The organism is Spirillospora sp. NPDC047418, from assembly GCF_040643275.1.
Lineage (GTDB): Bacteria > Actinomycetota > Actinomycetes > Streptosporangiales > Streptosporangiaceae > Spirillospora.
On the sequence record NZ_JBEYTW010000013.1, the window covers coordinates 82,321 to 104,460 of the forward strand.

Consider the following 22,140-nt stretch of genomic DNA (forward strand, 5'->3'; position numbering starts at 1 on the left):
GGAAAGCCCCGGCATGTTCACCCGGCCGGCGATGTATTTCCGCACGCGGGCGCCATTGTGCCGGCCGTCAGTCCGCGGCCTTCAGGAAGCGGGCGGCCAGCGGCGCGGCCACTTTCGGACCCGATCCCCCGGCATGGACGAAGACCGCGAAGGCGACGTCGTGCCGGTATCCGATGAACCACGCGTGCGTCCCGCCCGCGGACTCGGCGGTGCCGGTCTTGCCCGCCGTCCCGCCCGGCAGCCCCGCGCCCGCCGCGGTGCCGTCCGTGACGACGGCCCGCATCATCGTGCGCAGCGTCGACGCCCCGGGCACCGGGCTCGGGCCCGGCGTCCGGCCTCCGCCCTCGCGGACCACCTTCTTCGGCACCAGCCGGGGCGAGCGCCACGAGCCGTCCGCCACCGCCGCGGCGACCGACGCCATCAGCAGCGGGCTCGCCTGGACGCGGCCCTGCCCGATCGCGTCCTCGGCCAGTTCCGCGCCGCTCTCCGGGGCGGGGACGCTGCCGTCGGCCGCGTCCAGGCCCGGTGTGAGCGTGGCGCCGAACCCGAACCGGCGCGCACCCGCCACCAGCTTCGCCGCGCCGAGCCGCTCCACCGCCAGCTGCGCGAACGTCGTGTTGCAGGACGCGGCGAACGCGCCGCGCAGCGTCGTCCGGCCGAGGGCGTGGTCCTCGTCGTTGTGGATGGTGCGCTGCGCGGTGACCACCGACGCCGGGCAGTCGGCGCCGGTCCCCGCGCCGGCCCCGTCCGCGATCAGCGCGCCGGCGGTGACCACCTTGAACGTCGAGCCCGGCGGGTAGAGCCCGGCGAACGCGCCGCGGGCGCCGAGGCCGTCCGCCACCGCGAGGACCTCACCGCTGGACGGCCGGACGGCGACGATCGCGGCCTGGCCCGGGGCGGACGCGACCGCCTTCTCCGCCGCCGCCTGCAGCCGCCGGTCCAGCGTCGTGCGGATCGTGCGGCCCTTCGTCCTGCCGAACAGCTTCACCCGCTGCGGCGGCCCGCCGCCGTCCCGCAGCACGACCGCCCAGCGGACCTGCTCGGTGTCGGCGTCGAGCCGGTCGACGATCCCGGTGAGGTAGGGCGCGAGCAGGCCGTCCTCGTCCAGGGCCTTGCCGTCCCGCGCGACGAGCCGCACCGCCGGGACGCGGACCTGCCCCAGCGTCCACTGCCCCGCCCCCTTCAGGCCCGGGTACAGCGTCGCGGGCGTCCACAGGACCCGCCACCGCCCGCCGACCTGCCCGAGCCGGAGCACCGACGAGAACGACCATTCGCCGTGCCCGGCCAGCGAGCGGGTGACCGTGAAGTCGGCGCGCGCGGCGTCGTCCCCGGACCGGACGACGGGACGCGGCTCCAGCCGGACGGTGTTGACCGCCAGCCCCCGCGACAGCGCCCGGTGCTGCGCGGCGAAGTCGGCCGGCGGGTCGGCGACGAACTCCGCCATCTCCGCCAGGTCGCCGCGCGACCATGCCTGGAAGTAGCCGGCGGCGACCTCGTCCGGGCCCTTGCTCCGGCCGCGCCGCAGCACCCATCCCGCCGTGAGGCCCCCGACGAGCACCACCGCCAGAACGGCGGCCAGCACGATCAAGCCACGAGACCGCATGCGCCCTCCTCCACCCCCCGCCCGCCCGACGCTTGATCATTCCAGTGTCCGGTTGCGCCGTACATGTGCGGGACGGCCGTATTTGTGGCCGAAACTGGAAGCCGGCTTAGCAACGAGTGATCCACCCCTTAAACGCGCGTTAACCGCGTGGCCGCCGGCCCCGCGGCCTCCTAGCGTCGGACCGTCGGCGACCGCGGACGCGAGCGGCAGGAGGTGGCCCCGGTGCAACGATCGAGGAGGACCCCGTCCACGACGCGGGGGCGGGGTCCTCTTCAGCACATCGGCGCAGGCGGCGTTCAGGTGGTCCAGGGGAGGCGGAGGGCTTCCAGGGACGGGTCGGTGAGGACGGCTTCGATCAGGGGCTCCGGGCCCACGACCTTCGTGCCCCACAGGTCCCAGTCGCAGTAGACGACCCAGGAGCGGTCCTCGGGCCACAGGTCGGACGGGCAGCTGCCCAGGCCCGGGTGGTCGTAGAGGGCGCCCGCGTCGCCGAGGCGGCCCGCGAGGACGGTGTCGTCGTCCCAGTCGGCGGTGACCAGCGGGCAGTAGTAGGCCAGGCAGCGGGTGCCCGCACCGGACGGGCTGTGCCGCAGCAGCAGGCCGATCAGCCGGTACCAGCTCTCCCGGTCCAGGCAGCCCTCCGCGGGCGGCCGGACCGCCGCCGACCAGCTCCCCGCCGGATGCCCCTGGCGCAGGCAGCGGCTGCCCGGCAGCGCGCCGTCGGGGACGACCGGCTCACCGAAGCCGCGGGCCAGCTCCCGCCAGCGCAGCCGCCGCCAGCCGGCGCCCGGGTCGCCGCTGCGGCCGATGTCGACGCCGGTGACGATCGCGCCCTCCAGCAGGTCCCCCACGTCGGCCTGGGCGGTGAGCCCCGCCGCCGTCACCGACTGGTGGACATCGTCGTGGGTGGTGGTGACCAGGCCCTCCTCCCACACGTACATCGCGTGCAGGAGCCAGGCGGCGTCGGGCCGGCGCGGCGGTTCGAACCCCGAATGGCCGTGGCCCGGATCCAGCTCGCGCAGCCACCGGGCGGCATCCCCGGGAACGCGGCCCCATGCGTCCTCGATGTCCATAGCCGCATCCTGCCATCTCAGGGGGCGAGCAGGCTGCCCAGCCGGGCGGCCTGGATCTCCCAGCGCCATTCGCGCTCGACCCAGGCGCGGCCCCGGTCGCCCATCGCGCGGGCGCGGGACGGGTCGGACAGCAGGCCGACGAGGGCTTCGGCGATCCCGGCGACGGAGCGGCCCGGCACGACCAGGCCCGTCTCGCCGTCCAGGACGGCGTCGGGCGCGCCGCCGGAGTCGCCGGCGATGACGGGCAGCCCCGTCGCCGACGCCTCCAGGTAGACGATGCCGAGGCCCTCCACGTCGAGGCCGCGGCGCCGGGTCCGGCACGGCATCGCGAAGACGTCGCCCGCGTCGTAGTGGGCGGGCAGCTCCTCCCAGCCCACACCGCCGGTGAAGACCACGGACGCCCGGACGCCGAGGGACGAGGCGAGGCGTTCCAGGGCGGCCCGGTAGGAGCCGCCGCCGACGAGGAGGAGCACGGCGTCCGGCTGCCGCCGCAGGACGTGCGGCCACGCGTGGATCAGCGCGTCCTGCCCCTTGCGCGGGACGAGGCGGGAGACGCAGACCGCCACCGGGCGGTCCGCCAGCCCGAGCCGGGCCCGGACCTGCGCGCCGCCGGCGTCCCGGCGGAAGACCTTCTCGTCGACGCCCGGCGCGAGCCGCGACATCCGCGCGGAGGCGGCCGGGGTCAGCGCCCGCGCCATCCGCAGGCGGGTGTACTCGCCCAGGTAGGTCAGGACGTCGACGTCGTCGCCGATGCGGCGCAGCAGGCGCCGCGCCGCCGGCAGCGCCGCCCACCCCGCCTCGTGCCCGTGCGTCAGGGCGACGAGGCGGTGCGCGCCGCGCCGGGCCAGCGCCGGCGCCAGCAGGCCGAGCGGCGCCGCCGCGCCGAACACGACCGAGTCGCAGTCCTCGGCGCGCAGCACGTCGGCGGCGCGGCGCAGCACGCCCGGCTCCGGCAGCATCAGCGACCCCGGATGCCGGACGACCGGGAACGGCTGCCGCGCGTCGAACTCCGCGGCGCCCTTCCACGCGGGCGCGTACACGACCACCGAGCCGGGCGGGCGGCGGGCCGCGAGGCCGTGCACGAACGCCTGGATGCCGCCCGGGCGGGGCGGGAAGTCATTGGTGACGAACAGCGTCTTGGTCATCGTCCGGCCAGGATACGGACCGCCCGGAACGCGCCATCACCGGAACGGCGGGGGCCCGCCACCGCAGGTGCGGTGGCGGGCCCCTGTGCGTGCGGTGCGCCGCGGGCGATCAGCGGGTGATCTCCTGCGACGTCCGGTCGCCCTCGATCTCCTCGTGCTCACCGTGCGCGTGCTCCTCGACGGGGATGTCGTCGTAGGTCCACGCGCGGTTGAGGCGGGCGCGCAGGTGACCGATCGGGCCCTTCGCCCCGGGCGCCGGGACGCCGTGGGCGTCGCGGTCCGGCGGCTGGAGCCGCGCGTTCTCCTTGGACAGGATGACGTGCTTCTCCTCGTCGCGGGCCGCCTCGTGCCGCTCGGCGAACCTGCCCTCCGGCGACATCGTGATCACGCCGCTCTCCACGCCGTGCCCGATGATGTCGGCGTCCTTGCGCTGCAGGCCGAGGCAGATCCGCTTCGTGACGATGAACGCGATGATCGGCCCGAGGAAGAACGTCACCCGGAAGAACCACGTCGTGGCGAACAGCGAGATGTGGAACTTCTCGGCGAGGACGTCGTTCGCGCCGGCCAGCCACAGCAGCCCGTAGAAGGTGACGGCGGCGATGCCCGTCGCGGTGCGGACCGGGGCGTTGCGCGGCCGGGTGTTGACGTGGTGGTGCCGCTTGTCGCCGGTCACCCACGCCTCGATCCACGGCCAGGCCGCCGCGCCGCCGAACACGATGCCGAGCGGCAGCGCCGCCGGGATCAGCACGCTCAGGCTGAGCGTGTGCCCGAGGAAGTTGTACTCCCAGCCGGGCATGATGCGCAGCGAGCCCTCCAGGACGCCCATGTACCAGTCGGGCTGGGACGCCGAGGAGATGGCACCGGGGTCGTACGGACCGAACAACCAGATCGGGTTGACCTGGGCGAACGCCCCGAGCAGCGCCAGCACACCGAAGGTGAACAGGAAGTAGGCGCCCGTCTTGGCCATGAAGACCGGGTAGAACGGGTAGCCGTACACCTGCTTCTCGGACTGGTTCTTGACCGGCATCGCGGTGTGCTTCTGCACCCACATGATCATCATGTGCGCGGTGACCATGCCGAGCAGCAGCGCCGGGATCAGCAGGATGTGCACCATGTAGAGGCGCGGCACGATGTCCTGGCCGGGGAACTCGCCGCCGAACAGGAACATGTAGAGGTAGGTCCCGACGATCGGGATGCCCTCCGCGACGCCCTGGGTGATGCGCAGGCCGGTGCCGGACAGCAGGTCGTCCGGCAGCGAGTAGCCGGCGAGGCCCTCCAGCATGCCGAGCGTGAACATGCCGATGCCGATCAGCCAGTTCAGCTCGCGCGGCTTGCGGTAGGCGCCGGTGAAGAACACCCGCAGCATGTGCGCCAGGATCGACGCCATGAACAGCAGCGCCGCCCAGTGGTGGATCTGCCGCATGAGCAGGCCGCCGCGGACGTCGAAGCTGATGTGCAGCGTCGAGGCGTACGCCTCCGACATCTTCACGCCGTTCAGCGGATGGTACGAGCCGTCGTAGACGACCTCGACCATGCTGGGCTTGAACCAGAGCGTCAGGAACACTCCGGTCAGCAGCAGGATGATGAAGGAGTACAGGGCGATCTCGCCCAGCATGAAGGACCAGTGGTCCGGGAAGACCTTCTTCAGGTTCCGCTTGAGGAAGGTCGTGGAGCCGAGACGGTCGTCGAGGAACGTCAGCGGAGCCTCGACCGCCTTCGGAGCTGTGGCCTCGCTCATCCGCGCTCCCAGAAGCTCGGGCCGACCGGTTCGTGGTAGTCGCTCGTCGCGACGATGTACCCGTCCTCGACGGCCAGCGGCAGCTGCGGCAGCGGCCGCGCGGCCGGGCCGAAGATGACCTTCGCCGCGTCGGTGGCGTCGAAGGTGGACTGGTGGCACGGGCACAGGATGTGGTGCGTGGTCTGCTCGTACAGGGCCGCCGGGCAGCCGACGTGCGTGCAGACCTTGGAGTAGGCCACCACACCGTTGATGTGCCAGTTCTCGCGCCCCTTGGCGGGCTTGAACTCGTCCGCGGGGACGTTGATGAGGATCGTGACGGCCTTGGCGACCTGGGTGATCACCTGGTTCTCGGGCAGGTGCTCCTCCATCCCCTCCGGCAGCACGGTGATCATCGAGCCGGGGGTGGCGAAGTCGCTGACCCGGAGCGGCTTGTTGGTGCCGTCCACGACCAGCCGGACGCCCCGCTTGCCCTCGGCCTTGGCCCGCTTGACCGCCTCGCCCCAGAAGGTGTGGCGGAGCCGCTTCTCCGGCAGCGGGCCGAGGTCGCGCAGCAGCACCAGCGGTGCCAGGCCGAGCGGCGCGGCGGCCAGCAGCAGGGTGCGGCGCAGCAGCGGCCGCTTGGTGATGCCGCTGTCCTCCGCCCCGGCCAGGAACTCCCGGTTGAAGGTCTCCTTGGTCTCCTCGTCGGCGGCCAGCTCGTGCCGCTCCTGGATGATCGGCTTGCTGGTCATCAGCCGGCGCACCCAGATGGTGACGCCGATCGCCATCGACAGGAAGGCCAGCGCCATCGTGCCGCCGAGCCAGAAGTTGACCTCGCGGGCGTCCCAGATGCCGTGCATCCCGCCGTCGCGGCCGCTCCAGCCGATGAAGTAGGCGATGAACGCCACGCTGGCCAGGAACGCGAGCAGGAAGAACGCCGCCACGATCCGCTCGGCGCGCTTGGCCGACTGCTCGTCGAGCTGGTCTCCCACGCCCGCGGGCGCCGAGATGTCGTCCTCGGCGAGGAGCGCCTTCTCCCTCGCCGGGGACGGCGTGCCGATCACGCGCTCGCGCCGGCCGCCGTCCTCGCGCGGGCCCGTCGAGCCCGCCGTGTCCTTGTTGTCGTCGTCGCTCATGACTTCTTCAGCTTCTTCGGCTTCTTCGCGGTGATCCACGCGGCCGCCATCACCAGCAGGCCGACGCCGACCAGCCAGGCGACGATGCCCTCGCTCACCGGGCCGATGCGGCCGAGGCCGTTACCGCCCGGGTTGGGCTCTTCGCGCGTCTGGACGAGGAAGGCGATGACGGCCTGCTTGTCCTGCGGGGTGAGCGTGGTGTCGTTGAAGACCGGCATCGCCTGCGGGCCGGTCAGCATCGCTTCGTACATCTGGGTGGGCGTGACGTCGCTGGTCGACAGCTTGGGCGCGTACTTGCCGCCCGTCAGCGCGCCGCCCTGCCCGGTGAAGCTGTGGCACTGCGCGCAGTTGGTGCGGAACAGCTTCCCGCCGAGCGCGACGTCGCCCTTGGACGGGTCCACGGCCGACGCCGGCGGCACCTCGGGGCCGCCGCCGAGCGAAGCGATGTAGGACCGCAGGTCGGCGAGGTTCTTCTCGGCCTGCGCCTTCTGCTTCTCCGCCGCCTCCCGCTTGTCCTTCTCCTCGTAGTCGGTCTTGATCGAGGTGTCGAAGGTGGGGATCGGGTCCTTGCGCGGCACCTGCGCGTCAGGGTTCATCGCGGGCATGCGGCCCGTGCTGACCTGGAAGTCGACGGATGCGGCGCCCACCCCGATGAGGCTCGGGGCGATCGGGTTGCCCTTGGCGTCCTTGGTGCCCTCGGCGTTCAGCCCGTGGCAGCTCGCGCAGTTCTTGTTGAACAGCTGCTGCCCGTGCCTCAAGTCCGCCGCGGCCTGCGCGGTGCTCTGCGCCTCGGCGCGGTCGGTCTGCGGCGAGAAGCCGGCGTAGACCACGCCGATCGCCGCCAGGGCCGCCAGCACGACGGCGTAGCCCGCCCACGGGCGCCGTCGCCATGCGGTGATCCTTTTCACGGAAATCCCCGTTCGGGTCATGTCGTCGGGATGGGGTCAGAGGTCGAGCAGGTACACGACCGAGAACAGGCCGATCCACACCACGTCGACGAAGTGCCAGTAGTAGGACACGACGATCGCGCTCGTCGCCTGCTCGTGCGTCCACCGCTTGGCGGCGTAGGTGCGCCCGAGCAGGAACAGGAACGCCACGAGGCCGCCGATCACGTGCAGGCCGTGGAAGCCGGTGGCCAGGTAGAAGACCGAGCCGTAGGCGGAGGACGAGAAGGTCAGCCCGTCGTGGGTGACGAGGTTGTAGTACTCGTAGCCCTGGCCCGCGACGAAGTACGCGCCCATGAGGAAGGACAGGACGTACCACTCGCGCAGGCCCCAGCGCGCCGGGTTCAAGAAGCTGCCGTCACGCCCGACCTTGCCCGCCTCGGCCTTGAACACGCCCATCTGGCACGTCACCGAGGACAGCACGAGGATGGTCGTGTTCGCCGCCGACAGCGGCAGGTCCAGTGGGGCGCCCGGCCATGCGCTCTCCCCATGCTGGCCGATCGTCACGGAGCGGATCGTGAAGAACATCGCGAACAGCGCCGCGAAGAACATCAGCTCGGACGACAGCCAAACGATCGTCCCCACGCTGACCATATTGGGACGGTTCGCCCGTGCGTGAGGTGTTGTCTCTATCGCGGATGCTGTCACGGGCAGCATTATTGCGCCCCCATCCGGTGAGTGACGCATGACCCCCCATCTAGGGTTCCCCGAGCGTGTTGCGGGGGTGCGCGACCCGGTACCCTCACGTGCATGAGCACCGCCCCGGAGACCACGATGAAGGTCCTCGTCTACAGCGACGACGCGAACACCCGCGCCCAGATCCGGATGGCGATCGGGCGCCGCCCCGCCGCCGACCTCCCCAGGGTCGAGTTCGTGGAGATCGCCACGCAGCCCGCCGTCGTGGCCCGGCTGGACGAGGGCGACATCGGCGTCGCGATCGTCGACGGCGAGGCGCAGCCCGCCGGCGGGCTCGGCGTGTGCCGGCAGGCCAAGGACGAGGTGTACGACTGCCCGCCGGTCCTCGCCCTGATCGCCCGCCGCGACGACGGCTGGCTGGCCACCTGGTCGCGCGCCGACGCCGTGGCGGGCCTGCCGATCGACCCGATGGCGCTCGCGGACGCGCTGGCCGGCCTGATGCGCCACCGCATCGAGAACCGCCTCACCACCCTGTAGGACCCTCCGCACACCGACCCGCGACGACCCGGTAGGGGACATGGACGCGCGCACCAGCTGGCCCGCACTGCTCAACGCCCTGCTCTCGGGCGACTCGCTGTCCAGCGAGGAGACCGCCTGGGCCATGAACAGCATCATGGCCGGGGAGGCCAGCGACGTGCAGATCGCGGGCTTCGCGGTCGCGCTGCGCGCCAAGGGCGAGACGGTCGAGGAGGTCACCGGCCTCGCCGAGGGCATGATGGACAACGCCACCCGCATCGAGGTGCCGGGGCCCATCGCCGACCTCGTCGGGACGGGCGGCGACCGCGCCCACACGGTCAACATCTCCACGATGGCCGCCGTGGTGGCCGCCGCGTCCGGCGTCCGGGTCGTCAAGCACGGCAACCGGGCCGCGTCGTCCTCGTGCGGCGCCGCCGACCTGCTGGAGCACCTCGGCGTCGCCATCGACCTGCCGCCGGAGGCCACCGCGCGGGTCGCCGCGGAGCTCGGCATCACCTTCTGCTTCGCGCCGCTCTACCACCCGGCGCTGCGGCACGCGTCCCGGACCCGCAGCGAGCTCGGCACGCCGACGGTGTTCAACTTCCTCGGCCCGCTGACGAACCCGGCGCGCCCGTCCGCGCAGGCGGTCGGGGTGTTCCATCCGCGGATGGCGGGCGTCATCGCCGGCGTGTTCGCCGCGCGCGGCTGCTCGTCGCTGGTGTTCCGCGGCGACGACGGGCTGGACGAGCTGACCACCACCGGCACCTCCACGGTGTGGGTGGTCCGCGAGGGGACGGCGACGGAGACGGTGTTCGACCCGGCCGACCTCGGCATCCCGCCCGCGCGCCCGGAGGACCTGCGCGGCGCGGACGCGGCGTTCAACGGCCGGGTGGCGCGCGAGACGTTCGCCGGCGCGAAGGGCGCCGTCCGCGACATGGTGCTGCTGAACGCCGCCGCGCTCATCGCCGCCTACGAGGGCGCCCCGCCGGCCGCGGAGCTCACCGCGGCCCTGCGCGCGGCCTTCGAGCGGGCCGCGGTGGCCGTCGACTCGGGCGCGGCGAGCACCCTGCTCGACCGCTGGATCGACACCTCCCAGGCCCTGCGCGGCTGACGCCCGCACCGCCCGCACCGCTCACGCCACGTTCCGGGCGCCGCTCGAGATGCGCTGGGCCAGGTAGATCGGAACGATCGACAGCACGATCAGGGCGGCGGCGAGGACGTTGACGACCGGGGCCTGGTTGGGCCGGAACAGGTTGTTGAAGATCCAGATCGGCAGCGTCGTGGCGCCCGGCCCGGCGGTGAACGTGGTCACGATGATCTCGTCGAAGGACAGCGCGAACGACAGCAGGCCGCCCGCGAGGAACGCCGAGCGCAGCGTCGGGAGGGTCACGTGCCGGAACGTCTGGAAGGTGTCGGCGCCGAGGTCGGCGGACGCCTCCTCCAGGCTCGTCCCGGTGCGGCGGAGCCGGGCCAGCACGTTGTTGTAGATGGTGACGACGCAGAACGTGGCGTGCCCGACGATGATGGTGAACAGGCCGAGCCCGATCCCGAGCGGCTTCAGCACGACCTGGAAGGCGTTGCTGAGGGCGATGCCGGTGACGATGCCGGGCAGCGCGATCGGCAGGATGACGACGAGCGACACCGTCTCGCGTCCGAAGAACCTGTACCGCGCCACCGCGAACGCGGCCATCGTGCCGAGGACGAGCGCGATCGCCGTCGCGCCGAGCCCCGCCTTGACGCTGGTGAGGACGGCCTGCCGGGCGCCCTCGTTGGCCAGCGCCTGCGACCACCAGCGCCCGGTGAGGCCGGGCGGCGGCCAGCCGAACGTCTTGTCGGCGTTGACGGAGTTGACCAGGACGACGAGCAGCGGCACGTAGATGACGGCGAGGCCGAGCGCCATGAGGACGCGCAGCGCGATCCGCGCGGCGGGCGAGAAGGTCATCACAGCTCCCTGAGCGCGCCGGTGCGGTGCGCGGCGGCCAGGTAGCCGAGCATCACCACCACCGGGATCGTGGCGACGGCCGCGGCGAACGGCAGGTTGTTGGCGGCGCCGATGTTGTCGTAGACGACGTTGCCGAGCAGCTGCTGCGAGCCGCCGACGATCTTCACGGTGATGTAGTCGCCGAGCGACAGCGAGAACGTGAAGACCGACCCGGCCACCAGCGATGGGAACACCAGCGGCAGCAGTACGGTCCGGAACGTGCGCAGCGGCCGGGCGCCGAGGTCGCCGGAGGCGTCCAGCAGCGAGTCCGGGAGCCGCTCCAGGCCGGTGTAGACGGGCAGGATCATGTACGGCAGCCACAGGTAGGACAGGACGAGCACGGTCGCGGTGAGGCCGTAGCCGGGGCTGCCGAGCCCGACCGGGCGCAGCACCTCGTCGAGCAGGCCGCCCTGCTGCAGCATCACCCGCCACGCGTACGCCTTGACGAGGTAGGCGGCCCACAGCGGCGCCAGGATCGCGATCATTAGGTACGGCCGGTACCGCGGCCTGGCGACCTTGGCCATGTAGAGCGCCATGGGGAAGCCGATGGCGGTGTCGATGAGGGTGACGGCGGCCGCGACGCCGAGGCTGCGCAGGGCGACCGTCCGGTAGACGGGCTCGTCCAGCATCGCCTCGAAGTTGGCCAGGGTGAACCGGCGGACGACCTCGCCGGTGAAGACGTCGGTCGTCCAGAACGCGGTGAGGAAGATGGCGGCGAGGGCGCCGAGGTAGACGACGACCAGCCAGGCGAGCGGCGCCGACAGCAGCAGCGACAGCCGCAGCCGGGGCCGGCGGTGCAGCAGGGCCGCCGCCCGGCGCCGGGGTCCCGGCGCCGGGCGGGCGTCGTCCCCGCCGGTCAGGGCGGGAGCGGTCATCCCTTGATCGCGGTCCACGCCTGGGTCCACTTGGAGTAGTCGACGCACCTGACGTTCGTGCGCCCGTCCAGGCACTGCGCGATCGGCGTCGTCCAGAAGTGCACCTTGGAGAAGTAGTTCTCGTCGGTGGCGTGGAAGGTGTCGCAGAAGCTCTTGTCGGACGTCTCCCGGCACGCCTTGGCGTTCGCCGGCGCCTCACCGAACCACTCGGCGACCTGCGCGTTCGCCTTGGGCGACACGATCCAGTCGAGCCACTTGTAGGCGCAGTCCGGGTGCTTGGCCTTGGCGGCGACCATCCAGGTGTCCGACCAGCCGGTGGAGCCCTCCTTGGGCAGCGCCACCTCCACCGGCGCCTTCTCCGACTCGGCGAGGTTCGCGATGACCTGCCACGTCGTCCCGAGGACGGAGTCGCCGCTCTTGAACGCCTGGACCTCCTTGGTGTAGTCGGACCAGTACTCGCCGACGAGCCCGCGCTGCGTCTTCAGCAGGCCGACGGCCGCGTCGAACTGCTTCTGGTCGAGCGCGTACGGGTTCTTGATGCCGAGCTCCGGCTTGGCCGACATCAGGTAGAGGGCGGCGTCGGCGATGTAGATCGGCGAGTCGTAGGCGGTGATCTTCCCCTTGTACGGGGAGTTCGCGTCGAACACCGCGCCCCACGAGTCGGGCGCGGGCTTCACCGTGTCGGTGCGCCACATCAGCAGGTTGGCGCCGCGGCCGTGCGGGATGCCGTAGGAGACGCCGTTCACCGAGTTCCACGGCTGCATCTTCAGGCCCGCGAAGACATCGGCGTAGTTCGGAACGAGTTTGGTGTTGACGGGCGCGACCGTCCCGGAGGCGATGAGCCGCAGCGAGGCGTCGCCGGACGCCGAGACCGCGTCGTACTCGCCGGTCTTCATCAGCGTGACCATCTCGTCGGACGTCCCGGCGACCTTGGTGTTGACCTTGCAGCCGGTCTGCTTCTCGAACGGGGTGACCCAGTCGACCTTCGGGTCGTTGGAGCCGTCCTCGGCGTAGCCGGCCCAGGCGACCAGGTTGACCTCGCCCTCGCCCGCGCCGAGCGACTGCCGCATCGGGATCTTCGGGACGGTGAAGCCGCCCTGCCCGGCACCGGACGCCTTGCCGCCCGAGCCGTCGTCGCCGCACGCGGCGGCCGTCAGTCCGATCGCCAGCGTCGCCGCGGCGGCGAGCGCCATGCGCGTGGACCACATGGGGAACTCCTTATTCTCGGGGGTTGGGGGTGAATCAGGAGGCGGACGCCGGCTCCGGGTCGCTGCCCGTGCCGGTGCCCGAGACGTGGAACTCGTGCGCCGCGTGCCAGCTGATCCGGACGCGGGCGCCGCGGCGCCCCAGCACGTCCAGGGAGGAGGTCCGCAGGTTCTGCTGGAGCGCCACGACCCGGTCCCCCGACTCCAGGTCGATGACGAAGCGGGTCACCGCGCCCGCGTAGACGACCTCCGCGACCGTGCCGGCGGCGTGCCGGTCCCCCGCGCCCGGCCCGCCCGCGTCCGGCCCGTCCGTGTCCAGTCCGCCGCCCTCGACCGCGACGTGGATCTTCTCCGGCCGGACGCAGGCGCCGCCGATCCGGTTGGAGGTCCCGACGAAGCCCGCGACGAACTCCGTCGCGGGGCGCTCGTACACCTCGGCGGGCGTCCCGACCTGCTCGACGCGGCCCGCGTTGAGGACGGCGACCCGGTCGCTGAGGGTCAGCGCCTCCTCCTGGTCGTGGGTGACGAACACGAACGTGATGCCGGCCCGCCGCTGCAGGGCCTTCAGCTCGACCTGCATCTCCTCGCGCAGCTTCAGGTCGAGCGCGCCGAGCGGCTCGTCCAGCAGCAGCACCCGCGGCTCGTTGACCAGGGCGCGGGCGAGCGCCACCCGCTGCCGCTGGCCGCCCGACAGCTCGCCGGGGCGGCGCGCCTCCATCCCGTCGAGCCGGACGCCGTGCAGCGCCTCCAGCGCCCGCTCACGCCGCTTGGCGCGCGGCACCCGCCGCACCTTGAGCCCGTACTCGACGTTGCGGAGCACGTCCATGTGCGGGAAGAGCGCGTAGTCCTGGAAGACGGTGTTGACGTCGCGGTCGAACGGCGGGAGCCCGGTCACGTCCCGGCCGCCGAGCTCGACCGTCCCGGACGCCGGGTGCTCGAAGCCCGCGATGAGCCGCAGCACGGTCGTCTTCCCGGAACCGGACGGGCCGAGCATCGAGAAGAACTCGCCGTCCCCGATGTCGAGGTCGACGCCCGCCACCGCCTCGACGGAACCGAAGGTCTTGCGCAGATCGCGGATCCTCACCGCTGTCACCGGCATGACCGAAAACATATGGATTCATAGGTTTCAGTTCAAGTGATGTTCCGGTATCACTGTGAGCAACACCGGGAGGGGGCCCATGAACAGCGCGCATCTCGTCGTGTTCGCGCCCGTGGACAACACCGCGCGGGTGCACGCGGTGGTGCGGCGGCTCAGCGACGCGATCGCGCTCGGCCTCCTCGGCGACGGCGAGCAGCTGCCGAGCGAGACCGACCTCGCGGCGCATCTGGGCGTCTCCACGGTCACCCTACGCGAGGCGCTGATGGCCTTGCGTCAGCAAGGGCTCATCGAGACCCGGCGCGGGCGGGGCGGCGGCAGCTTCGTCCGGGCCCCCGCCAGGCCGTTCGACCTCGACGAGCGGCTCGGTTCGCTCAGCGCTGAGGAGCTGCGCGACCTCGGCGACCACTACGCCGCCATCGCCGGCGCCGCCGCGCGCCTCGCCGCGCTCCGCTCGCTGCCCGGCGACGTCCGGCGGCTGCGCCGCTCGCTGGCCGAGATGTCCGAGGGCGGCGCCGGGATGTGCCGGCTGGACGGCCGGCTCCACCTGGAGGTCGCCGCCGCCTCCCAGTCCGGCCGGCTCACCCGCGAGGAGATCCGGCTGCAGGCCGAGATCGGGCCGCTGGTGTGGGCCGTGCACGACCTGCCGGACCGGCGCGGCCGGGTCGACGCCGAGCACGCCGCGATCGTCGACGCCATCGAGGCCGCCGACGACGCCCGAGCCCGCGATGTAGCTGAAAGTCACGTCCTGAATGCGGTAGAACGTCTCATTGAACGACGGCTCGCACTCTGAGGGGGTCCCATGCCCGCCGAGGCACCGGCCGTCGGCGCGGCGGCGGCGCACGTCCGCGCGACCCTGGACGGCGTGTTCACGACCGTGGCCCGGGTCCGCGAGGCGGCGGCCCGGTGCCTGGCCGACGTCCACCGCACCGGCCGCGCCCCCGTCAGCGCCGACCTCGCCGACCTGCGCCCGCTGCTGCTCGCGCGGCTCGGCCCGCTGGTCTGCGGCCTCGGGTTCATCGCGGCGCCGCGGCTGCTCGCCGACGCCGCCTGGTACCTGGAGTGGTGGCAGACCGGCCCGGCGGGCCGTCCGTCCCAGCTGCTCCGCGACCTGGACCCCGAGCGCAGCGCCCTCTACGACTACACCCGCTGGGAGTGGTTCACCGGGCCCGAGAGCGGCGCCGAGCGGACCGTCTGCGGCCCCTACGTCGACTACCTGTGCAGTGACGAGTACGTCCTGACGTTATCGGCGCCCGTGCACGTCGCCGGGGCCTTCGCCGGCGTCGCCGCCGCGGACGTGTTCGCCCGGACGTTCGAGAACGAGGTCGTCCCCGCGCTGCGCGAGATCCCCGCGCCCGCGTTCGTCGTCAACGCCCCCGGCCGGGTCATGGCGTCCAACACCGCGAGCTGGCCGCCCGGCGCCGTCTACCGCGAGAGCCCCGGTTACGCGGCCCGGCCGTGCGGAGACCTGTCCCTGTCGGTCGTCACCGCCGGCTGACCGCGGCGGGCGCCCGCTGGGAGGGCCGTCAGTCGGCGTCGGGGAGGCCGAGGGCGAACGCCTGCTCCAGGTCGTGCTGGGAGTAGGTGCGGAAGGCGATGTGCGTCTCGGTGCCGACGATGCCGGGGACCTTGTTGATCCGGCCCGGGATGACGTCGTTCAGCTCCTCGTGCCGCCGCACCCGGACCATGGCCATCAGGTCGTGGTCGCCGGTGACCGAGTAGACCTCGCTGACACCGTCCAGCGCGGCGATCGTCTCGGCCACCTCATGGATGCGCGCGACGTCGGCCTTGACGAACACGATCGCAGTGACCACTTCGCCCTCCCCCTCAGATGCGGACCCTCCGACCCTACCGGCAGGGTCAGCCGCGGCTCAGCGCGGCCAGCCTGCCCGCCGTGCCGGCGCGACGCGCGAGGAGCGCGAACACCACCCCGGCCGCGAACCCGTAGATGTGCGCCGTGTAGGCCACGTTGCTCTTCTCGTCGCCGAGTGAGAGCCACTGCAGGACGAACCAGTACCCGAGCACCACCCACACCGGCAGCCGCACCACGATGACCGGCGGCACCCAGCTGACGATGCGGCCGCGCGGGTTCAGGATCACGTAGGCGCCCATCACCCCGGCGATGGCCCCGGACGCGCCGATGAGCGGGACCGTCGAGTCGGGCGAGGTCCAGGCGAACCCGTAGACGGCGACGAGCCCGAACGCCAGGTAGCTGAGCAGGTAGCGCCAGCGCCCGAGCCGGTCCTCGACGCCCATGCCGACGACGAACAGCGCCACCAGGTTGCCGAGCAGGTGCAGCGCGCCGGAGTGCAGGAACATCGAGGTGAACGCCGACGTCCAGGGCGCCTTGTGGTAGGACGCGGGCCCGCACTGGTGCGCGATGCCGGACGGGATCGGCTGCTGGTCGCCGGTCGTCAGCTCCTTCGGCACCGCGCCGTACTCGAAGGTGAAGTGCGCCGCCCTGCACTCGCGGACCCCGTCCTCGCCGTACCAGGCGGCGAAGTTCGACATGGGGGTCAGCAGGAAGACCACGACGTTGACCGCCACCAGCAGGTAGGTCACCCAGGGGACGCGCCGGGCCGGCTGGCTGTCGTAGAGGGGCAGGGCCACATCGTCACCTTAGTGGGCGGCCGGCCCTCGGAGGGGACGGCTCGTACCGCTCGTAGCCCTTGTCGATCCATTCGCGCAGGCCCTCGGCGCCGTGCGCGGGGCACGTCCACGGGCCGTCGACCTCGACCAGCCGGACGCCGGGCAGGTCGAGCCAGCGCAGCACGCACTCCATCTCCTCGGCGGTGGCGCCCGTCGACGGCGGCGCGCCGAGCGCGACCCCGCCGGGCGCCTCGCCGGCCGGCGGGAACACCGTCTCGGCGGTGGCGATCAGCGCGTCCACGTACGGGCGGGGCCGCGCGTGCGGCGGGACGGTCCCGGCGGCGGCGAGCCGCCCGTACCGCACGACCGACAGCTCCCAGCCGCCGTCGAACGCGGGCCGCGCCGCGACCAGCTCCGGGAGCCGGGCCAGCGCGGCGAGCCGCTGCCCGCGCGCGGCGGCGCGGACGAACGCGGCGATCCGGTCGCGCTGCGCGGCGGCCTCCTCGTAGCGCAGCTCGGACGCGAGCCGGTCGATGCGCACCTGCGCGGCGGCGACGACCGGGCGCACGTCGCCCTCCAGCACCGAGCGCGCGGTGTCGGCGTGCACGGCGTAGGCGTCGGGGGACTCGCGGCCGTCGCAGGGCGCCCCGCAGCGCCCGATCTCGGCGAGCGCGCAGGCGCGGCCCTTGCCGCGCTCGATGATGCGGAGCGTCAGCCGCTGCGTGCACTGGCGCAGCGGGACGGCCTCGTGCAGCGCCGCCCGCGCCTCCTCGGCCTGCCGGCGGGAGGAGATCGGGCCGAGGTAGCGGGCGCCGTCGGCGCGGCACTCCCGGACGATCGACAGCCGCGGGAACGGCTCGGCGGTCAGCTTCAGCCAGATCGCCCGCTCGGGGAACTTGGAGCGGCGGTTGTAGCGCGGCTTGTGCGCGGCGATCAGCCGCAGCTCGCGGACCTCGGCCTCCAGCCCGGTGGTGCACACGATCGTCCGGACGCGCTCGGCGAGCCCGACCATCTCGCGGACCCGCCGGCGCGTCTCCGAGCCGGTGAAGTAGCTGCGCACGCGCGAGCGCAGGTCGCCGCTCTTGCCGACGTAGAGCACCTCGCCGGCGTGGTCCTCGAACAGGTAGACGCCGGGCGTGCTCGGCACGTCGTCGGCGAGGTGCCGCTTGCGGCGCTGCTCGGGGGTGGGCGCCTTGGCGAAGCCGCGCATCTCCTCCAGCGAGGTGACGCCGAACGAGCCGAGCCGCTCGATGAGGCCGTGCAGGACCTCCACGGTGGCGCGGGCGTCGGCGAGGGCGCGGTGCGTCGGCTCGCTGGACGTCCGGAAGAACCGGGCGAGCGTGCCGAGCTTGCAGTTGGGCACCTCGTCCCTGGACAGGACGCGGCGCGCCAGGTCGACCGTGTCGACGACGGGGAACGCGGGCCACGGGTGGCCGTTCGCGGCGCAGGCGCTCTTCAGGAAGCCGATGTCGAACGGGGCGTTGTGCGCGACGAGCACGCAGCCGCGGGCGAACTCCAGGAACGCCGGCAGCACCGACTCGATGCGCGGCGCGGCCGTCACCATCGCCGTGGTGATGCCGGTCAGCGCGGTGATGAACGGCGGGACGGGCCCGCCCGGGTCGACCAGCGTGCCGAGCTCGCCGAGCTCGGCTCCCCCGCGCACCTTCACCGCGCCGATCTCGGTGATGGCCGAGTCGGCGGCCGAGCCGCCCGTCGTCTCCAGGTCGACCACCACGAAGGTGACCTCGGCGAGCGGGGTGCCGAGGTCGTCCAGCGTGCCCTGGATTCCCGCACCCTGCGCACCCTGCGGACTCGTCATGTCCGCGACCGTAGAGGACCCCACCGACAGAAGCCGGGGCCGCTAGGGTTGGGGGGCGCCGGCGCGTCCCGCCGGGCCGGGGGGCCGCGGGGACGTTCGGGGGAACCCGGCGCGATCCGGCATACCGCACGTCCGCCCTGGTCGATCGCCGATTAAGACTCGGGGCGGTAGGGAAGACACAGCCCACCGGCGCACCCCGGAAGGAGCGGGATCATCGACAGCGGCCCCGAAGCGACCCCCGGCTGCACGGAGTCCGAAGAGAATCCGCCTCCTTCCGGGGGTGCGACCCCCCACGCTCCCGGGGAAGAGAATCTCAGCCGGCCCCTCCCCGAACCCGTACGGCAGTCCGTGGTGGAGGCCGCCGCGGAGCTGATCGGGTCGCTGCCCGCCGACGAGGTCCCCGCGCCGCTGCGCCGGTTCGCGCGGTTCGAGCGCCGCAAGCGCGCCAAGCTCGCCGGGCAGCACATCGCGGCGGTGCTGGAGAAGGACCCCGGCTTCCGGGAGCGGGTCGCCGGGGTGCTGCGCGAGGCGGAGGCCGACCTGGCGGAGGCCGTCGAGGGCGGGCGGGTACCGCCCGCCGCCGACCCGGTGCGGGTCGCGGTGCTAGCCTACCTGCTGCGGCCCGCGGGCTGGACGGCGCTCGTGGAGTCGGCCCGCGCCGAGCTGGACCGCTCCGCGACCGCGTCGGAGGAGGAGGCCGCCGAGCGCCGCGTCGCCGCGCTGCGCGAGGAGCTGGCCGCCGCCCGCGGCGCGCGCTCCGCCGAGCTGGACAAGCTGCGCGCCGAGCTGCGCGAGACCAAGGCCGAGGTCGCCGAGCTGCGCCGCAAGCTGCACGACGCCCGCACCCGGTTCCGGGCGGCCGAGGAGCGCTCGGCCGCAGTCGCGGCCGGCAGCGAGCGGGAGCTGGCCGCCGCGCGCGAGTCGACCGCCGCGTCCGAGAAGGAGCTGCGCAGGCTGCGCGCCCGCGCCGCCCAGGCGGAGGCCGCCGCGGAGGCCGCCAAGCGCGCGGCGCGGGAGGGGCGCAACGTCGACGACGTCCGGCTGCGGATGCTGCTCGACACGCTCGTGGACGCGGCGCAGGGCGTCCGCCGCGAGCTGGCGCTGCCCTCCACGATCGGCCGCCCGGCCGACATGGTCGGCGGGGCGGCGCAGCGCGCGGTCCCGGGCCGGGCGCTGTCCGACGGCGACCCGCAGCTGCTCGACCGGCTGCTGGCCCTGCCGCAGGTGCACCTGGTGGTGGACGGCTACAACGTCACGAAGACCGGGTACGGCGAGCTGCCGCTCTCGGACCAGCGCAGCCGGCTGGTGTCCGGGCTCGGCGGGCTGGCGGCGCAGACCCGCGCCGAGGTGACATGCGTGTTCGACGGCGCGGAGCTGGACGCGCCGGTGGCGATCGTGGCGCCGCGCGGCGTCCGGGTGAAGTTCAGCGCCCCCGGCCAGACCGCGGACGAGCTGATCGGCGAGCTGGTGCGGGCCGAGCCGCCGGGCCGTCCGGTCGTGGTGGTGTCGTCGGACCGGGAGGTCGCCGACGCGGCCCGCCGCGCGCAGGCCCGGCCGTGCCCCTCCACCCTGCTGCTGCGGCGGCTGGGCCGGTCATAAGGAACCCATAAGGCCCCGATAAGGGACGGGTCGCTCCCCGTGATCAGAATGTCACAAAAAAGAGACAATGATCGCCGATGTCAATCAAAGAGTGACGAATCGGTTGTGACGGTTGTTGCCCGTCGCTAGTGTCGTCGGCTGACGTCGTGGACGAGAGGGGCGAGACCGACCGTGGCCAAAGATCTCATCGGGGCACCAGCACAGGGGCGCGACCGGAGAGGCGGCCTGGCGAGCAGAGCCGCCTCCCGACGCCTGGCGGCCGTCGCCGCCCTGAGCCTGACGGCCTCCCTGACCTACGTCCCGGTGGCGGCGCACGCCGAGCCGAAGCCGACCAAGGCGCAGGCCCAGAAGAAGCTCAACAAGCTCAACGAGCAGATGGACCAAGAGGTCGAGAAGTACAACCAGAACAACGAGAAGCTCAAGGTCGCCAAGAAGAAGTACAGCATGTCGACGAAGGCGGCCAAGCAGGAGCAGGCGACCTTCGACGAGCAGCGCTCCAAGATCGCCCAGATGGCGGCCGCCGCCTACAAGAACGGCGACTCCGCCGACGTCACGGGCTTCGTGGGCAGCAAGGACCCGCAGGCGATCCTCGACCAGGCGGCCGTCTTCTCCCACCTGTCGCACGAGCGCAGCTCCCAGCTCACCCAGTTCCTCGCGACCGCCCAGCGGCTCCGCCGGGAGCAGGCGCAGGCCAAGGCGGCCTACGACGAGGTGAAGCAGAAGCAGGACGAGCTGTCGAAGAAGAAGAAGGAACTCAACGACAAGGTCAAGAAGCAGAAGGCGCTGGTGCGCAGCCTCGGCGGCGGCACGTCGTCCTCCGGCGGCGGAGGCGGGGGCGGCGCCACCTACAACGGCCCGGCCAGCGGCTCGGCCCGCACCGCGATCGACTTCGCCTACGCCCAGTACGGGGACCCCTACCACTGGGGCTCCGAGGGACCGGACCAGTGGGACTGCTCCGGCCTGACCATGAAGGCGTGGGCGGCCGCGGGCGTCAACATCACCCGCACCACCAACTCCCAGTGGGCCGCGACCAAGCGGGTCGCCAAGAGCGACCTCCAGCCGGGCGACCTGGTGTTCTTCAGCGGCCTCGGCCACGTCGGCCTGTACGTGGGCAACGGCAAGATGATCCACGCTCCCAGCAGCGGCAAGACCGTCACGGTCGTCAGCATCACCTCGGGCTACTACCTGAGCAATTACTACGGCGCCGGGCGTCCCTGACGCCCCGCCGGGCGCTCCGCTGAGGGGCGCCTGAGGGTTCTCATCGGCAACGGACCAGGGTTGACCTGGTCCGTTGTTGATTTTGGGGGGGTTTGCCTTCTGTTGGGGCTTTGGTACCTTGTCACCACCCCGGCGCCCTCCAGGCGCCGCGGCCCCGCGGCACCCACCAGGCGCCTCGGTCCCACGCGGCGCATCCAGCCGCCGCGTGTCAGGCGGCGCGAGCCACGCGCCGCTCCCCCCGGGCGGCACGCTCCACGCGTCGCCCCGCGGCACCCGAACGGTGCCGCAGCGGTCCCGTCGTGGACCGCGGCCGGTCCGGCCACCGTGTGCACGCCCGCAGCGTGCATGGCGCTGAGAGCGCGTCCACGGCGGATCTCCGGGCCAGGCTCCGGACGCTCCCGGCAACGGGCCGTCCGCCCACAACATCAGCGCCGCTCGTTCGCACGCGGGAGACAGGTCCCGCGCCGGGCCCCATCTCGCCCCCAGGATCGCAGCGGCAGCGCCGAATCCGCCTCAGCGCGGAACCGGGGACCCACACCGCCGGAGTCCGGGACACCTCCCGGACGGGCATTCCGGCACCCGGGGTGAATCGGTGCGCCTCTACCGGCCCCGTTCCGGTGGAGCCCGCCGTAGGGCCAGCTTCCACGCCCGAACCCGTCAGCTAACCCGGTAGGCGTCTGGAAGAGCGAAGGAGTGAGTTCCGCAGCGTTTCCTGGGCGTGGCCGCCCATCGGACGGCCACGCCCGGAACACCCCTGCCCTCCGCGGACGCGACCGTCCGGCGGAGACCCATCCGAACCGGCGTGCCCGCACGCGGCACGTCACCGCCGAGTCCGCCGACGGCCGCGCACACGCGCGCCGGACGCGGAGCCGGGGACCCACTGTGTCCTTTTTCGGGGTGAATCGGCCTGCCCATGGGCGGCCGTAGGGCGGCTTCCACGCCCGAACCCGTCAGCTAACCCGGTAGGCGGCATGGAAGTCGAGGAGAG

At 72.9% G+C, this 22,140-nt stretch carries 20 protein-coding genes and 2 riboswitches; of the genes, 6 read left to right on the plus strand and 14 right to left on the minus strand.

What is annotated here, in order from left to right; genetic code table 11:
* Window positions 1-67: 67 nt before the first annotated feature.
* The 7 genes from ABZ806_RS11045 to ctaE form a co-directional block, all read right to left on the minus strand.
* Window positions 68-1,603, minus strand: coding sequence for a penicillin-binding transpeptidase domain-containing protein (locus ABZ806_RS11045; RefSeq protein ID WP_500216724.1), 1,536 nt, complete (start codon window positions 1,601-1,603; stop codon window positions 68-70).
* Between the two features lie 296 nt (window positions 1,604-1,899).
* On the minus strand, window positions 1,900-2,676 hold the full coding sequence (locus ABZ806_RS11050; protein WP_500216725.1) for a hypothetical protein: 777 nt from the start codon (window positions 2,674-2,676) through the stop codon (window positions 1,900-1,902).
* A gap of 17 nt (window positions 2,677-2,693) precedes the next feature.
* Window positions 2,694-3,821, minus strand: a complete 1,128-nt coding sequence (locus ABZ806_RS11055; RefSeq protein WP_500216726.1) for a glycosyltransferase family 4 protein — start codon at window positions 3,819-3,821, stop codon at window positions 2,694-2,696.
* Window positions 3,822-3,930: 109 nt separating this feature from the next.
* Window positions 3,931-5,559: a cytochrome bc1 complex cytochrome b subunit gene (qcrB, locus tag ABZ806_RS11060; protein WP_500216727.1), complete on the minus strand. Its 1,629-nt coding sequence runs from the start codon at window positions 5,557-5,559 to the stop codon at window positions 3,931-3,933.
* Entirely contained in the window at window positions 5,556-6,674 is a 1,119-nt protein-coding gene (gene qcrA, locus ABZ806_RS11065) for a cytochrome bc1 complex Rieske iron-sulfur subunit (protein ID WP_500216728.1), read from the minus strand. Before qcrA ends, qcrB begins: the two co-directional genes overlap by 4 nt.
* Window positions 6,671-7,582 (minus strand): cytochrome bc1 complex diheme cytochrome c subunit, encoded by a 912-nt coding sequence (gene qcrC, locus ABZ806_RS11070; RefSeq protein ID WP_500216729.1) that lies wholly within the window; start codon window positions 7,580-7,582, stop codon window positions 6,671-6,673. The genes qcrA and qcrC overlap by 4 nt, the downstream gene beginning before the upstream one ends.
* Window positions 7,583-7,618: 36 nt before the next feature.
* Window positions 7,619-8,305, minus strand: a complete 687-nt coding sequence (gene ctaE / locus ABZ806_RS11075) for an aa3-type cytochrome oxidase subunit III (RefSeq protein ID WP_500216730.1) — start codon at window positions 8,303-8,305, stop codon at window positions 7,619-7,621.
* 63 nt (window positions 8,306-8,368) lie between these two features.
* Here ctaE and ABZ806_RS11080 point away from each other — a divergent pair, with 63 nt between their 5' ends.
* Window positions 8,369-8,791 carry a hypothetical protein gene (locus ABZ806_RS11080; protein WP_500216731.1) on the plus strand — a complete coding sequence of 141 codons (423 nt, stop codon included), beginning with the start codon at window positions 8,369-8,371 and terminating at the stop codon, window positions 8,789-8,791.
* Window positions 8,792-8,831: 40 nt separating this feature from the next.
* Window positions 8,832-9,881, plus strand: a complete 1,050-nt coding sequence (trpD, locus tag ABZ806_RS11085; protein WP_500216732.1) for an anthranilate phosphoribosyltransferase — start codon at window positions 8,832-8,834, stop codon at window positions 9,879-9,881.
* A gap of 21 nt (window positions 9,882-9,902) precedes the next feature.
* Here trpD and ABZ806_RS11090 read toward each other — a convergent pair whose 3' ends face one another.
* The 4 genes from ABZ806_RS11090 to ABZ806_RS11105 are packed head-to-tail and all read right to left on the minus strand — an operon-like array spanning window position 9,903 to window position 13,930.
* On the minus strand, window positions 9,903-10,712 hold the full coding sequence (locus ABZ806_RS11090; RefSeq protein ID WP_500216733.1) for an ABC transporter permease: 810 nt from the start codon (window positions 10,710-10,712) through the stop codon (window positions 9,903-9,905).
* Window positions 10,712-11,626: an ABC transporter permease gene (locus ABZ806_RS11095; RefSeq protein WP_500216734.1), complete on the minus strand. Its 915-nt coding sequence runs from the start codon at window positions 11,624-11,626 to the stop codon at window positions 10,712-10,714. The genes ABZ806_RS11090 and ABZ806_RS11095 overlap by 1 nt, the downstream gene beginning before the upstream one ends.
* Window positions 11,623-12,834 (minus strand): ABC transporter substrate-binding protein, encoded by a 1,212-nt coding sequence (locus ABZ806_RS11100; protein WP_500216735.1) that lies wholly within the window; start codon window positions 12,832-12,834, stop codon window positions 11,623-11,625. Before ABZ806_RS11100 ends, ABZ806_RS11095 begins: the two co-directional genes overlap by 4 nt.
* A 34-nt stretch (window positions 12,835-12,868) precedes the next feature.
* Window positions 12,869-13,930: an ABC transporter ATP-binding protein gene (locus ABZ806_RS11105; protein ID WP_500216736.1), complete on the minus strand. Its 1,062-nt coding sequence runs from the start codon at window positions 13,928-13,930 to the stop codon at window positions 12,869-12,871.
* A 79-nt stretch (window positions 13,931-14,009) separates the two neighbouring features.
* Here ABZ806_RS11105 and ABZ806_RS11110 point away from each other — a divergent pair, with 79 nt between their 5' ends.
* Complete coding sequence (locus ABZ806_RS11110) at window positions 14,010-14,720, plus strand: FadR/GntR family transcriptional regulator (protein WP_500216737.1); 711 nt, start codon at window positions 14,010-14,012, stop codon at window positions 14,718-14,720.
* A 9-nt stretch (window positions 14,721-14,729) separates the two neighbouring features.
* Window positions 14,730-15,425 (plus strand): PDC sensor domain-containing protein, encoded by a 696-nt coding sequence (locus tag ABZ806_RS11115; RefSeq protein ID WP_500216738.1) that lies wholly within the window; start codon window positions 14,730-14,732, stop codon window positions 15,423-15,425.
* Between the two features lie 28 nt (window positions 15,426-15,453).
* Here the strand turns inward: ABZ806_RS11115 and ABZ806_RS11120 are convergent, their stop codons facing one another.
* Genes ABZ806_RS11120 through ABZ806_RS11130 form a run of 3 tightly spaced genes read right to left on the minus strand, consistent with a single transcriptional unit; the run spans window position 15,454 to window position 18,335 of the window.
* A complete protein-coding gene (locus tag ABZ806_RS11120; RefSeq protein WP_346046534.1) occupies window positions 15,454-15,741 on the minus strand; it encodes an Lrp/AsnC family transcriptional regulator in 288 nt (95 codons plus the stop codon).
* Between the two features lie 46 nt (window positions 15,742-15,787).
* Window positions 15,788-16,537, minus strand: coding sequence for a rhomboid family intramembrane serine protease (locus tag ABZ806_RS11125; protein WP_500216739.1), 750 nt, complete (start codon window positions 16,535-16,537; stop codon window positions 15,788-15,790).
* Window positions 16,538-16,541: 4 nt separating this feature from the next.
* The gene (locus tag ABZ806_RS11130; RefSeq protein ID WP_500216740.1) at window positions 16,542-18,335 is read right to left on the minus strand and encodes a DEDD exonuclease domain-containing protein; all 1,794 of its coding nucleotides are present in this window, start codon (window positions 18,333-18,335) and stop codon (window positions 16,542-16,544) included.
* A gap of 351 nt (window positions 18,336-18,686) precedes the next feature.
* Here ABZ806_RS11130 and ABZ806_RS11135 point away from each other — a divergent pair, with 351 nt between their 5' ends.
* Both ABZ806_RS11135 and ABZ806_RS11140 read left to right on the plus strand, forming a co-directional pair.
* The gene (locus tag ABZ806_RS11135) at window positions 18,687-19,934 is read left to right on the plus strand and encodes an NYN domain-containing protein (RefSeq protein WP_500216741.1); all 1,248 of its coding nucleotides are present in this window, start codon (window positions 18,687-18,689) and stop codon (window positions 19,932-19,934) included.
* A 171-nt stretch (window positions 19,935-20,105) separates the two neighbouring features.
* On the plus strand, window positions 20,106-21,152 hold the full coding sequence (locus tag ABZ806_RS11140; protein WP_500216742.1) for a C40 family peptidase: 1,047 nt from the start codon (window positions 20,106-20,108) through the stop codon (window positions 21,150-21,152).
* A 490-nt stretch (window positions 21,153-21,642) separates the two neighbouring features.
* A riboswitch (cyclic di-AMP (ydaO/yuaA leader) is annotated at window positions 21,643-21,843 on the plus strand.
* Window positions 21,844-21,997: 154 nt separating this feature from the next.
* Window positions 21,998-22,137, plus strand: a riboswitch (cyclic di-AMP (ydaO/yuaA leader).
* The last annotated feature ends 3 nt before the right edge of the window (window positions 22,138-22,140 follow it).